The sequence below is a fragment of the Roseococcus sp. GW821-FHT12F05 genome (genome assembly GCF_058806835.1).
The window spans coordinates 767,758-780,656 of the sequence record NZ_JBXAQB010000001.1 but is presented as its reverse complement, the minus strand read 5'-3'; the positions used below and the strand labels follow the sequence as shown (position 1 = coordinate 780,656).

Annotated in this window: 13 protein-coding genes; 9 read left to right on the top strand and 4 right to left on the bottom strand. The window is 70.4% G+C overall.

The features are described from left to right. Nucleotides 1-95: 95 nt before the first annotated feature. The 3 genes from metW to metX all read right to left on the bottom strand — a co-directional run bounded on the left by metW (nt 96) and on the right by metX (nt 3,018). Nucleotides 96-692, bottom strand: a complete 597-nt coding sequence (metW, locus tag AC1ROY_RS03925) for a methionine biosynthesis protein MetW (RefSeq protein ID WP_493147443.1) — start codon at nt 690-692, stop codon at nt 96-98. A 614-nt stretch (nt 693-1,306) separates the two neighbouring features. Continuing rightward, nucleotides 1,307-1,873, bottom strand: a complete 567-nt coding sequence (locus AC1ROY_RS03920) for a DinB family protein (protein WP_493147268.1) — start codon at nt 1,871-1,873, stop codon at nt 1,307-1,309. Then, a complete protein-coding gene (metX, locus tag AC1ROY_RS03915; RefSeq protein ID WP_493147267.1) occupies nt 1,870-3,018 on the bottom strand; it encodes a homoserine O-acetyltransferase MetX in 1,149 nt (382 codons plus the stop codon). Before metX ends, AC1ROY_RS03920 begins: the two co-directional genes overlap by 4 nt. A 135-nt stretch (nt 3,019-3,153) precedes the next feature. Between metX and AC1ROY_RS03910 the strand changes: the two genes are divergently transcribed. The 5 genes from AC1ROY_RS03910 to AC1ROY_RS03890 all read left to right on the top strand — a co-directional run bounded on the left by AC1ROY_RS03910 (nt 3,154) and on the right by AC1ROY_RS03890 (nt 8,029). Continuing rightward, nucleotides 3,154-3,948, top strand: coding sequence for a chorismate mutase (locus AC1ROY_RS03910; protein WP_493147266.1), 795 nt, complete (start codon nt 3,154-3,156; stop codon nt 3,946-3,948). After that, the gene (hisC, locus tag AC1ROY_RS03905) at nt 3,945-5,036 is read left to right on the top strand and encodes a histidinol-phosphate transaminase (protein WP_493147265.1); all 1,092 of its coding nucleotides are present in this window, start codon (nt 3,945-3,947) and stop codon (nt 5,034-5,036) included. The genes AC1ROY_RS03910 and hisC overlap by 4 nt, the downstream gene beginning before the upstream one ends. Beyond that, nucleotides 5,026-5,916: a prephenate/arogenate dehydrogenase family protein gene (locus AC1ROY_RS03900; protein WP_493147264.1), complete on the top strand. Its 891-nt coding sequence runs from the start codon at nt 5,026-5,028 to the stop codon at nt 5,914-5,916. Before hisC ends, AC1ROY_RS03900 begins: the two co-directional genes overlap by 11 nt. Before the next feature lie 98 nt (nt 5,917-6,014). Next, complete coding sequence (locus AC1ROY_RS03895) at nt 6,015-7,469, top strand: DUF2252 domain-containing protein (protein ID WP_493147263.1); 1,455 nt, start codon at nt 6,015-6,017, stop codon at nt 7,467-7,469. A 53-nt stretch (nt 7,470-7,522) separates the two neighbouring features. Further along, on the top strand, nt 7,523-8,029 hold the full coding sequence (locus AC1ROY_RS03890) for a DUF1003 domain-containing protein (protein WP_493147262.1): 507 nt from the start codon (nt 7,523-7,525) through the stop codon (nt 8,027-8,029). On the opposite strand, the gene AC1ROY_RS03885 is transcribed toward AC1ROY_RS03890, so the two are convergent. After that, nucleotides 8,026-8,691 (bottom strand): Tim44/TimA family putative adaptor protein, encoded by a 666-nt coding sequence (locus tag AC1ROY_RS03885; RefSeq protein WP_493147261.1) that lies wholly within the window; start codon nt 8,689-8,691, stop codon nt 8,026-8,028. The genes AC1ROY_RS03890 and AC1ROY_RS03885 overlap by 4 nt on opposite strands. Before the next feature lie 108 nt (nt 8,692-8,799). On the opposite strand from AC1ROY_RS03885, the gene AC1ROY_RS03880 reads away from it, so the two are divergent. The 4 genes from AC1ROY_RS03880 (at nt 8,800) to AC1ROY_RS03865 (ending at nt 12,896) form a co-directional block, all read left to right on the top strand. Further along, on the top strand, nt 8,800-9,357 hold the full coding sequence (locus AC1ROY_RS03880; protein WP_493147260.1) for a histidine phosphatase family protein: 558 nt from the start codon (nt 8,800-8,802) through the stop codon (nt 9,355-9,357). Beyond that, nucleotides 9,354-10,769, top strand: coding sequence for an amidohydrolase family protein (locus AC1ROY_RS03875; protein WP_493147259.1), 1,416 nt, complete (start codon nt 9,354-9,356; stop codon nt 10,767-10,769). Before AC1ROY_RS03880 ends, AC1ROY_RS03875 begins: the two co-directional genes overlap by 4 nt. A gap of 31 nt (nt 10,770-10,800) precedes the next feature. After that, on the top strand, nt 10,801-11,712 hold the full coding sequence (locus AC1ROY_RS03870) for an EamA family transporter (RefSeq protein ID WP_493147258.1): 912 nt from the start codon (nt 10,801-10,803) through the stop codon (nt 11,710-11,712). An 89-nt stretch (nt 11,713-11,801) separates the two neighbouring features. Beyond that, nucleotides 11,802-12,896, top strand: a complete 1,095-nt coding sequence (locus AC1ROY_RS03865; protein WP_493147257.1) for a glycosyltransferase family 4 protein — start codon at nt 11,802-11,804, stop codon at nt 12,894-12,896. Nucleotides 12,897-12,899 lie beyond the last annotated feature (3 nt).

Sequence of the window (12,899 nt, the reverse complement as noted above, 5' to 3'; positions counted from 1 at the left end):
AACGCCGAGGTTTGAAACCAGCCACTGGCAGTGCGGTGCAGCGAAACACGGGACGTTGTGTATAGCTTCCGATCCCAGCCGCGCGCTGCGATGGATCAGCCTCGCCGAAGCTGGAACAGCGCCTGCTGCCCGAAGAGATTCGCGAGCCGCACGGAGCGGCGCCACGGCGCCTTCAGCCCCTTCTCGTCCACCGCGAGCCACTGCTCGATGACGTAGCCCTCCATCTCCGCCAGCGCGAAGAAGTCGAGGATGGTGCAGGGGTGGATGTTGGGCGTCTCGTACCAGGGGCGCGTCCAGGTCTCGGTGTCCGGCATGCGGCCGCCGAAGAGCAGCTTCAGCCGCATCTCCCAATGGCCGAAATTGGGAAAGCTCACGATGGCGTGGCGGCCGATGCGCAGCATCTGGCGCAGCACCTCGCGCGGCTTTTCCACCGCCTGCAGCGTGCGGCTCAGCACCACGTAGTCGAAGGCCTGGTCGGGGTAGAAGGCGAGGTCGTTGTCGGCGTCGCCGTGGATGACGGCGAGGCCCTGCGACACGGCCTCGGTGGCGGCCTGCATGTCGATCTCGATGCCGCGCGCGTCCACGCCCTTGGTGGCCAGCTCCGCCATCAGCGCGCCGTCGCCGCAGCCGATGTCGAGCACGCGCACGTTGGGTGGGATCATCCCGGCGATGAGGCTGAGGTCGAGCCGCATGTTCTTGGCGACGTACTGGACGGAGCCGTCGGCGGCGCGGGTGCGGAGGGGCGGCGGATCCGGGGCCCTGGGCGTGGTCGGCGGGACGACAGGCTGCGCAGGTGCCGGCGCGGGGCGTGCCGATGGTGCCGCGGGCGGCGCAGCGGTGGGTTGGGCAGCGGCCGGCGCAGGCACGGTGGCGACGGGCGGGAGTGCTGCCGGGCCGGGTGGAGGCTCCGGCATCGGGTCCGCAGCGGGAAGAGCCGGGACGGCTGCGGCCGTCGGCACGATGTCCGAGGCTTCCGGCGCCAGGGCCACGACATCAGCGGCGGGAACGGGCTCCGGTGCCGGCGGACTCGCCGGCGCTTCCGGCTCGGCCAGCGAAAGCCCGTCCAGCCCTGCCTGATTCCGCAGCGCGCCGATGGGATCGGCCGTGCCGGCCCAGCGCAGGATCAGCGCGCGCTGCGAGTCCACCAGGATCAGGCACAGGCCCGGCCGCAGCCCTGCCGCCTCGCGGTCGAAGATCTCCAGGACCTTCTCCGCGCCGGAAAAGTCGCGGCGCCGGCGGATGACGCGCCAGGAGGAATCCCCCTCCGGCAGCTCGGAATAGCCGCCGAGGGTGAAGAGGAGGCGGCTCACGCCTGGTCCGGCCAGATGTCGCGCTCCGTCCAGCCGAGCTCGGCGAATTCGCCGGCGCGCAGCGGCGCCTCGCCGACGGAGAAGAACTCGTCGAGCTGCGGCGGTTTCACGCCGGTTCCGGAGAGCATGGCGTGGACCTGTCCGCGATGGTGGATGTCGTGCTCGAAGAGGTGCAGCAGCAGCCGGTCGGCGCGCTCGCGCTGGATGCGCGGGCCGCGATGGACCTCGACGATATGGCCGAGATCGTCCAGCGCCTCGCACCAGGCGATGAGGCGGTTGTCCACGGCGGCCTGCTCGCGCCGCAGTTCGGCGACGGTGGCGCAGGGGAGCTTGTTCGCGAAGGCGGCGTGACCGAGCGTGCCGCCTTCCATCGCGTCCACATAGAACCAGTCGATGATGAGGATGTGGTTCAGCGTGGCCTTGATCGAGGGGAAGAAGCTCGTGCGCGTGGCCTCGAACTCCTCCTGCGACAGCCCTTCGCAGGCCTTCAGCAGGCGATGGTTTGCCCAGGCGTTGTTGCGCGCCTGCGCCGCGAGGTAGAGGGCGGCCGGATAGGCGCTCATGCGCCGAGCGTCCGCGCCGCGCCGGCGAGGAATCCGCCGAGGGCGCGGTGGAATTCCGGCTCGTCAAGCAGGAACGCGTCGTGACCCTTGTCGGTGGGCACCTCGATGAAGCTGACCGGCGCCGCCGCCGCGTTCAGCGCGCGGACGAGGGCGCGGCTCTCGCTGGTCGGAAAGAGCCAGTCCGACGAGAAGCTCGCCACGAAGAAGCGCGTCGGCGTCCCCGCGAAGGCCGCGGCCACGCTGCCGTGCTCGTTGGCGAGGTCGAAATAGTCCATCGCGCGGGTGATGGTGAGGTAGGAGTTCGCGTCGAAGCGGCGCACGAAGGTGCTGCCCTGGTGGCGCAGGTAGCTCTCCACCTGGAAGACGTCCTCCAGGAAGGTGACCGCAGAGGCGCCCTGCAGCCGCCGCCCGAACTTTCGGGTGAGCGCGGCCTCCGACAGGTAGGTGATGTGCGCGACCATCCGCGCGACCGAGAGGCCCTGGGCCGGGATGCGCCCGTCCTCCCAGTAGCGGCCGCCGCGCCAGTCGGGGTCGGAATGGATCGCGGCGCGTCCCACCTCGTGGAAGGCGATGTTCTGCGCGGAATGGTGTGAGGCGGTGGCAATCGGCGCCGCGGCGAAGACCGCATCCGGATAGGTGGCGGCCCATTCCAGCACCTGCATCCCGCCCATGGAGCCGCCGATCACCGCCAGCAGCCGCTCGATGCCCAGGTGCTCGACCAGCTTCTTCTGCGCCCGCACCATGTCGCGGATGGTGACGGATGGAAAATCCGTGCCCCAGGGGCGGCCCTGGGGGACGCCGTTCTCGTCCGTCATCTCCTCGCGCGGGCCGGTCGAGCCCATGCAGCCGCCGAGGACATTGGCGCAGATGACGAAGAAGCGGTTCGTGTCGACGGCCTTGCCGGGGCCGATGATCGCGTCCCACCAGCCGCCCTTGCCGGTCAGGGGCTGGCGCTCGGCGACATACTGGTCGCCGGTCAGCGCGTGGCAGACCAGGACGGCGTTGCTGCGTGCGGCGTTCAGCGCGCCGTAGGTGCGGTAGGCCACGGCGAGCGGGCGGATCACGGCGCCGCAGTCGAGCACGAGCCCCTCGGGAAGCACGGCCCGCTGATGCTCGATCACCGGAAAGGGCGCGGTCTGATCCATGCCATCCCAGAGATAAGGCCTGCCCCGACGGCCCGCAACTTGGCGGCGGTTCCGCGCATGCCTTCGCCGCGCATGGCTTTGCTGCGATGGGGCGCCTTGGCGCGGGGCGGCGGCGCGGCTATGCGTCATCCACCCATGCCCGATGCCCCGACCGCCAGCGAGACCGACAGCGCAACCCTGGGCGCCCTGCGCGCCGAGATCGACACGCTCGACGACGCCCTGCAGGACCTGCTGGTCCGCCGCGCCCAGGTGGTGCAGCGGCTGGCCGCCGGCGGCTCCAAGCCGGCCGGCACGGTGCTCCGCCCGGGGCGCGAGGCCGCGATCCTGCGCCGCCTGCTGGGACGCCACGCCGGCCCCCTGCCGCGTGTCGCCCTGGTGCGTCTTTGGCGTGAGCTCTTCGCCACCTCCGTCGCCCAGCAGGGCAATTTCTCCATCGCCCTGCCGCCCGACCCGGCCCTGGCGCGGCTGGCGGCCGAGCATTTCGGCGCGAGCACGGCGCAGCGCCAGCACCCCTCGCTGCACGCGGCCCTGGCCGCGCTCGGCGGGCGGGACGCCAGCATCGCCATCCTCCCCTGGCCGCGGGAAAGCGACGAGGGCGCGGAGGAGTGGTGGGCGCATTTCGACCCGCACCACCTCTCCGTGATCGCACGGCTGCCCTTCTACAGCGACCGCGAGCCGCCGCTGGAGGCCGCCGTCATCGGGCTGCACCCGGCCGATCCCTCGGGCCATGACGCGACGCTGCTGCGGCTCGAGGTCTCGGGCGAGCCGAGCCGCGCCTCGCTGGCGGCCCTCTCCGGCACCGGCCGCGTCGTCGCCATGCGGCGCGAGGAGGGGTTCACCCGCGCGCTGATCGAGACCATGGGCGCTCCGCCGCCCGACGCCGTCATCCTCGGCCGCTACGCCGTGCCGGAGCGTGGAGCGAAGCCATGAATGCCCTGATCCCCCGCCCCTCCATCCTCTCGATCGAGCCCTATGTGGGCGGCGAGTCGAAGATCCCGGGCGTGAACCGGATCGTGAAGCTTTCGAGCAACGAGGGCGCCTTCGGCCCGCCGCCAGCCGCGATGGAGGCCTATGCTTCCATCGCCAAGGAGCTGCACCGCTATCCCGATCCCGGCTCGACGGCGCTGCGCGAGGCCATCGGCGCGCGCTTCGGGCTGGATCCAGCGCGTATCCTCTGCGGCAACGGCTCGGACGAGCTGCTGGCCTATCTGATCCTCGCCTATGGCGGCGAGGGCACGGACCTCGTCATGTCGGCGCACGGCTTCGTGATGTACGACCTGACCGGCCGCTACGCCGGCAGCCAGGTCATCAAGGTGCCGGAGAAGAACCTCACGGCCGATGTGGACGGCATCCTGGCCGCCGTCGGCCCGCGCACGCGCATCGTCTGCCTGGCGAACCCGAACAACCCGACCGGCACGCTGCTGCCGAGCTCGGAGGTGCGGCGCCTGCGCGCGGGGCTGCGCGGCGACATCCTGCTGGTGATCGACGCGGCCTATGCGGAATACGTCACCGACCCGGATTTCGATCCCGGGAACGCGCTGGTGGATGCCAGCGACAACACGGTGATGACGCGCACTTTCAGCAAGATCTTCGGGCTCGGCGGCGTGCGGCTGGGCTGGGCTTATATGCCGGCTCATGTGATGGACATCCTGGGCCGCATCCGCGGGCCCTTCAACGTGAACGCGGCGGCGCAGGCCGCGGGCGCGGCCGCGCTGGCCGAGAAGGGCTGGATCGAGAAGTCCATCGCGCACAACACGGAGTGGCGCGGCAAGCTGGCGGCCGCTCTCGAGGCCATCGGCATCAAGGTCTGGCCGAGCCATGGCAATTTCATCCTCGCGGACTTCGCGACGCCGGAGAAGGCGAAGGCCGCCGACGCGTATCTGCGCGCGCGCGGCCTGATCGTGCGCGCCATGGGCGCCTACGGCCTCGGCCAGTGCCTGCGCATCACCATCGGCACGTCAGAGGAATGCGGCATGGTCGCGGAGGCGCTGACCGCCTTCATGCGCGATGGCGGCTGAGCCCCTTTTCGACCGGCTCTGCCTGATCGGCGCGGGGCTGATCGGCGGCTCCATCGCCCGCCGCGCCCGTGAGACCGGAGAGATCGCCGGTGAGGTCGTGGTCAGCGCCCGCACCGGCAAGACGCTGGACCGCGTGCGCGAGCTCGGCTTCGCCGACCGCGTCGAGGAGGACCCCGCCAGGGCCGTCGAGGGCGCCGACTGCGTCATCCTCTGCGTGCCGGTGGGCGCCTATGCCGAGGTGATGGCGCGGATCGCGCCGCACCTGAAGCCCGGCGCCATCCTCAGCGACGTCGGCTCCACCAAGGGCTCCGTGCTGCGCGACCTGCAGCCGCTGCTGCCGGAAGGCGTGCACCTGGTCCCCGCGCACCCCATGGCCGGCACCGAGTTCTCCGGCCCGGATTCCGGTTTTTCGGCCCTCTTCGAGGGCCGGTACACCATCCTCACGCCAACCGAGGGCACCGATCCGGACGCCGTCGCGACGCTGCGCGGGATGTGGCAGCGGTGCGGCGCGATGATCGAGTGCATGGACGCCGCCACCCACGACAAGGTCGTGGCCATCGTCTCGCACCTGCCGCACCTCATCGCCTTCACGATCTGCGGCACGGCGGACGACCTCTCGGAAGAGACGCGGGAGAGCGTGCTGAAGTTCGCCGCCTCCGGCTTCCGCGACTTCACCCGCATCGCCGGCAGCGACGTGGCCATGTGGCGCGACGTCTTCCTGAACAACCGCCCGGCGGTGCTGGAGATGCTGGCCCGCTTCACCGAGGACGCCCAGGCCTTCGGCCGCGCCATCCGCTGGGGCGACGAGAGCTTCATCGTCGACCGCATCCAGCGCGGCCGGAAGATCCGGAAAGAGCTGATCGAGCACAAGCAGGCCTGAGTCCCTAGGGGATTTTCCCGGGCGATCTCAGGCATCTGCATGACCTGTCCCTCCCCGCGATGCTGGCAATATGCCGGCCGAGCCGGGGGACGAAGAGGATGGCCAAGGACAAGCCGGAGCCGGACCGGAACTATTTCGGTCTCACCTCGCCGGATGCGGCCCAGCCGCTCCTGCGCAGCGTGGCCGCCGAGCGGCCCTCCCGCGCCGAGCGGCTGGCCATGGGCCGGGAGCTGCGGAAGGCCGTGCCGCGCGCCGGCCACGCCGCCTGGTCGGCCCCGCCCGGCCGGGCCGACCCGATCGAGATCATCGAGCGGCAGAACGTCTCGCGCCTCCAGCGGCTCGTCCCCGTCCGCCATGCCCGGATGCTGGCCTCGCCCTTCGCCTTCCTGCGCGGATCGGCGGCGGTCATGGCGGCGGACCTCGCGGCGAGCCCCATCACCGGCGCGAACGTCGCGGCCTGCGGCGACATGCATGTCGCCAATTTCGGCCTCTTCGCCTCGGCCGAGCGCAACCTGATCTTCGCGATCAACGACTTCGACGAGATGCACCCGGGCCCCTGGGAATGGGACCTGAAGCGCCTCGCCGCCAGCGCCGCCGTCGCCACGCGCTTCATGGGGGGCGATCGCCGCGCCGCCGAAGGCGCGGCGCGGGCCGCCGTGCGCAGCTATCGAAAGCGCATCCGCGCCTATGCGACGATGCCGTTTCTGGCCGTCTGGTACGAGCGCATCGACGAGCGGCGCGTCCTTGACGCCGTCTCGGTCCGGCTGCGGCGCAAGGCCGAGCAGCTGGTGGCGAAGGCGCGCGCCAAGGGCCATCTCCGGGCGCTCGACCGCATGACGGAGGAGGTCGGCGGCGAGCACCGCCTGGTCGAGGACGTGCCGCTCATCGTGCGCGAGACGCAGGCCGCCGACGGCACGCCCATCGCCGAGGCCATGGAGATCATGCTCCGGGACTACCTCGCCTCGCTCCCGGACGACCGGAAGCGGTTGCTCTCGCGCTACCGGCTCATCGACGTCGCGCGCAAGACGGTGGGCGTGGGCAGCGTGGGCACGAGCTGCTGGGTGGCCTTCCTACAGGGCCAGGGCGCTGACGACCCGCTCTTCCTCCAGGTGAAGGAGGCCGGGCCCTCGGTCCTCGCGCCGCATGTTACGGCGAAGCTGCAGATCGCCCACCAGGGGCAGCGCGTCGTGGTGGGCCAGCGGCTCACCCAGGGCTCGCCGGACATCTTCCTTGGCTGGGGCCAGGTGAAGGAGCGGCATTTCTACGTGCGCCAGCTCGCCGACATGAAGGGTGGGGCGCGCTTTGACGGTGGCGAGGAGAGCCTCGACGGCTTCGAGACCTATTGTGCCCTCTGCGGCTGGGCGCTGGCCCTGGCCCATGCGAAGTCGGGCGACCCGGCGGTCATCGCCGGCTATTGCGGCAAGAGCGAGGAGCTGGACGAGGCGATCGGCCGCTTCGCCCTCGCCTATATGAAGCAGACCGAGGCGGATCACGACGCGATGGCCCGGGCGGCGAAGGCGGGCCGCATTCCCGTCGCGACAGGCACGTTCTAGTCGCCCGCGGCGGCGCGGACGTATCTTGGCGCGGAACGTTCCGGACACGCCGCATGCCCTACACCCACCTCACCGCCGAGGAGAAGGCGCAGCTCCTCAAGCTGCGCGCGGAGAAGCCGGCCCGCAGCCAGAGGCCGCCCAGCACCGATACCGGCCAGCGGGTGGCGGACATCGTGGCGGCGACCGTCGGCTCCTGGCGCTTCATCATCATCCAGAGCGCCCTGCTCGCGGTCTGGATCGTGCTGAACGTCACGGGCTACGTCCTGCAATGGGACCCGTACCCGTTCATCCTGCTGAACCTCGCGCTGTCCTTCCAGGCGGCCTACACGGCGCCCATCATCATGATGAGCCAGAACCGCCAGTCGGAGATCGACCGGGAGCACGCGGAGTTCGACTATCGCGTGAACGTGAAGGCGGAGCTGGAGATCGAGGCGCTGCACGCCAAGATCGACTCCCTGCGCGAGCAGGAGATCCTGAAGATGATCAACATCATCGAGCGGCTGTCCGACCATCTGGCAGAGCACCGGATGGTCGGGAAGGAAGGCGAGGCGCCGAGTTAGGCGCTGCGCGTCGCCGTCAGCTTCCAGGTCGGGTCCTTCTGGGACACGTCGCGCTGGAAGGTCCAGATGTCGACCACCTCGGTCACCGCATCGGCGCCGGCGACGATCTCCTGGTTCTTCGTCGTGATGTTCACCTGGTCGGAGACGAAGCGGACCGTCACCTCGGCCGTGTTGCCGTTCAGGGCGGCGCCGTCGACGGCGAGCTCCTGCATGGCGCGGATCTCGGTGCGCTGGGTCTCGCCGGCATTCTCGCGCGCCGTCACCGCCTGCTCGAAGCCGGCATAGGTGTCGTCGGAGAGCAGGCTGCGCAGCGTCTGCCGGTCGCCCTGGGCGAAGGCGGCGACGATCATGCGGAAGGCGCCCTCGGCGCCGTCGAGGAAGGCGTTGGGCTCGAAGCTGGGGTCCGCCGCGGCGATGCGCGAGAGGTTCTGGCCGGCCGCGCTGGAGGAGGGCGGCAGGATGCGGCGGGCGCCATCGGCGCGCGGCGGCGCGATGTCCTCCGTCACGGCCTCGATGCGGGCGGAGCGCGCCTCGGGCACGCCCGGCGTCGCCGGCGGCCGCTCATAGCCCTGGCGCTTGCCCAGCACGCTGCGCAGGCGCAGCACCAGGAAGGCCGCGACCATCGCGAACAGGATCAGATCGATGGGAAAACCGCCCGACATTGGGACCTCCAAGGCTCCTCTACTTAGGCAAGGCATGGCCCCGCCGCAATGTCTTGTTCCCGAATCACCCGCTTGCCGCCCTGGAGGCCTCCGGCTACGCCTCGGGACATGATCTTCCTCCGGCACGGACAGAGCGAGTTCAACCTCCACTTCTCGGCGACCCGGGTCGATCCCGGGATCGTCGATCCGAAGCTGACCCCGCTCGGCCACGAGCAGGCGGCGAAGGCGGCCGAGGCGCTGGCGCGGCGGGACATCCGCCGGATCATCGTCTCGCCCTACACCCGCGCGCTCGAGACCGCGACGCCCGTGGCCCGGACGCTCGGCCTGCCGCTGACGGTAACGCCGACGGTGCGGGAACGTTACGCCTTTGTCTGCGACGTCGGCTCGCCGGTCAGCCACCTGCGCGCCAGCTTTCCCGAGGTGGGCTTCCACGCGATGGAGGAGGTCTGGTGGCCCGCCATCGAGGAGCCGCATGACCAGGTGATGGACCGCGCGGCCCTGTTCCGCGCCGAGATGGCGGCGCTGGACGACTGGGCGCACACGGTCGTGGTCTCGCACTGGGGCTTCATCCTGGCCTTCACCGGGAAGTCGGTGACGAATGGCGAGATGATCGAGGCGGACCCGACCGCCGGCCCGCCCCAGGAGTTCGCCTGGCGGCACGGATGAGCGAGCTGCTCGTCACCGGGGGGACCGTCATCACCCTCGATGAGGAGCGCCGCGTCATCCCGGACGGCGCCGTGGCGATGCGGGGCGGCCGGATCCTGGCCGTCGGGACCAGCGCGGAGGTGGCCAAGGCCTTCCCATCGCCGGAGCGCGTGCTGGACGCGCGCGGCAAGGCCGTGCTGCCGGGGCTGGTGGATGCCCACGCCCATGCCGGGCATGGGCTCGTGAAGACCCTGGGCAACGGCGATTTTGCCCGATGGGGCGAGGCTTGCCGGGTCATCTACTCCTCCGCCTCTCCGGCGGCGTTCTGGTACGCCGAGGCCCGGCTGGCGGCGCTGGAGCGGCTGAAGGCGGGCGTCACCACCGGCGTGTCCGTGCTGGGCGGCGGCGACTGCATCATGCGGGTGGACACGCCCGCGGCCGGCGAGGCGCGCGCCCGGGCCATCGACGAGGTCGGCATCCGCGAGGTCATGGCCGTGGGGCCGCGCCGGCCGCCCTTCCCGCACGACTATGTGATGGAGGACGGCAGCGTCAGAGCCGTCTCCTTCGAGGACCAGCTGGAGACCATGGGCCTGCTCTTCGAGCGGCTGCACGGCAAGGGGCGGATGCGCCTCTGCACGATGATGCCGGTCTATCGCGAGAGCACGCACAACGCCGCGCTGGTGGCGGAGATCAAGGCGCAGGGGCGAAAAGTCCGGGAGCTGGGCGCCAGCTTCACGGCGATCTTCCACCAGGACGGGCACCGCACTGGCAGCATCGCCATGGCGGCCGAGATGTTCGGCCTGTTGGGGCCGGACGCCTTCCTCTCCCACTGCACCGACCTGACAGAGGCCGACATCGCGGCACTGGTGAAGTCGGGCGCGCATGTGGTGCACAACCCGACCGCCATCGCGGCCGTCACCGGCTTCTGCCCGGTGGTGAAGCTGCTCGATGCCGGGGTGAACGTCGCCGTCGGCAGCGACGGCACCGCGCCCGACCGCAGCGGCGACCTCTTCCGCCACGCCTTCGAGGCCATGCGCTACGCCCAGCGCGCCGGGCGCGACGCCTCGCTGATCCCGCCCGGCCGGGCGCTGGAGATGATCACCATCGACGCCGCTGATGCCATCGGCATGGGACGCGAGATCGGCAGCCTGGAGGCGGGCAAGCGCGCCGACCTCATCACCGTGGACCTCACCGCGCCGCACATGGTGCCGGCCAACATGCCGGTCTGGCGCGTCGTCTGCTTCGCGACCGGCGCCGATGTCCGCGACGTGGTCATCGGTGGCGAGCTGCTGATGGAGGGGCGGAAGCTCCCCCACCTCGACGAGGCGGAGATCGTGGCCGCCGCCGAGGCCGAGGCGGCCACCATGCTGCGCCGGTCCGGACTCGCATGGCTGGCCGTCGAGGATCCCGGCTGGCGCCGCACACGGCGATAAGTAAGCTCCCTTGATCTAAGGGGTTTTCCGAGTGCCGCTCTGGGTCGCCATCACCCTCTCCGCCGCGCTGTTCCAGTGCTGGCGCACCGCCCTCCAGCAGCGGCTCCGGGGGCAGCTTTCCCTCAACGCGGCGGCGGTGGTCCGCTACCTCTATGGCGTGCCCTTCGGGGCGATGATCCTCACGGTCTACTGGCTGATCTTCGGCGGCAGCTTCGGGCCGGTGAGCTGGTGGTTCATCGCGCTCTGCGCGATGGCCGGCCTCGGGCAGATCTTTGGCACCAACCTGCTCATCTCCTCCTTCGGGCCGCGCGGCTTTGCCGTGGGCACGGCCTATTCCAAGACCGAGGCGGTGCAGGCCTCCTTCCTGTCGATCTTCCTGCTGGGCGACGTCCTGCCCGTCCTCTCCTGGCTCGGGATCGGCGTCAGCGTCTTCGGCGTGATGTACCTGACGCTGGCCGGGCGCGGGCTGGGCGGGCGGGACATCCTGCGCGCAACCTTCCAGCCGGCGGCGCTGTGCGGCATCGGCGCGGGCGCCTTCTTCGCCTTCACCTCGATCTTCGTGCGCAAGGCCAATCTCGAGCTGCCGGGCGAGGACGCCATCCTGAAGGCGCTCTTCTCGGTCGTCGTCACCAACATGATCCAGACGGTGATGCAGGGCGGCTGGCTCGTGCTGCGCGAGCCGAAGCAGTTCGTCGCGGTGTTCCGGACCTGGCGGAGCTCCATGCAGGTGGGCGCGCTCTCGGCCTTCGGGTCGAGCTGCTGGTTCGTGGGCTTCTCGCTGGCGCCGGTCGCGCTGGTGCGCGCGGTGGGGCAGGTGGAGATCATCTTCACCCTGCTCTTCAGCCGCTTCTTCCTGGGCGAAAGGCTGAAGACCAAGGATGTGGTGGGGGCGCTGACGCTGGTGTCCGGGGTCGTCCTGGTGCTGATCGGCGCGCTGCGCTGATGGACTGAGTTTCAGCGAAATACCTGCCACCGAATAGGTCTCTCGCGCGTTCTCCTGGGCGACATCCCCCGCGCCGTCCGGAGACCCAGATGAAGATCGCCCAGATCGCCCCGCTCGCCGAAGCCTGCCCCCCGAAGCTCTATGGCGGCACCGAGCGCATCGTCGCCTATCTCACCGATGATCTGGTCCGGCAGGGACATGAGGTGACGCTCTTCGCCAGCGGCGATTCCCGGACTTCCGCGACCCTGGTGCCCTGCACGGAGATGGCGCTGCGGCTCAACCCGGCGGTCAGGGACTTCATCCCCTACCACGTGCTGATGCTGGAGGAGGTCCGCCGCCGCTTCGACGACTTCGATGTGATCCACTTCCACACCGACATCTTCCACTACCCGCTGATCCGCGACTTCGCCGACCGCACCGTGACCACGCTGCATGGCCGCCTCGATCTGCCGGACCTGCAGCCTTTCTTCCGCACCTTTTCCGAGGTGCCGCTGGTCTCCATCTCCGACGACCAGCGGTCGCCCATGCCGCCGGTGAACTGGGTGGGGACGGTCTACCACGGCCTTCCTGCCGATCTGCTGCCCTACAAGGCGAAGCCCTCGGGCGGCTACCTGGCCTTCCTCGGCCGCATCTCGCCGGAGAAGCGGCCGGACCGCGCCATCGAGATCGCCGCGCGCACGGGCCAGGAACTGCGCATCGCTGCCAAAGTGGACCGTGTGGACCAGGCCTATTGGGACGAGAAGATCGCGCCTCTCGTCGCGGCGCACGACAACGTCCGCTATATCGGCGAGATCAACGAGCAGCAGAAGGCCGAGTTCCTCGGCAATGCCAAGGCCATGCTCTTCCCGATCGACTGGCCGGAGCCCTTCGGCCTGGTGATGATCGAGGCGATGTCCTGCGGCACGCCTGTCATCGCCTTCAACTGCGGCTCGGTGCCGGAGGTGATCGATCACGGCATGTCCGGCTTCATCGTGAACGGCATGGACGAGGCGGTGGAGGCGGTCGGGCAGCTCGGCCACATCAGCCGCAGCCAGGTGCGTGCCTGCTTCGACGAACGCTTTTCCGCGGCGCGCATGGCCTCCGACTACGTGACCATCTACCGCGACCTCTCCGGCGCGCGGCGCGATGCGGCGCGGCTCCGGCGGCAGCGGGGCGACGATGTCGGCCTGCAGGTGGTCGCCTGACCG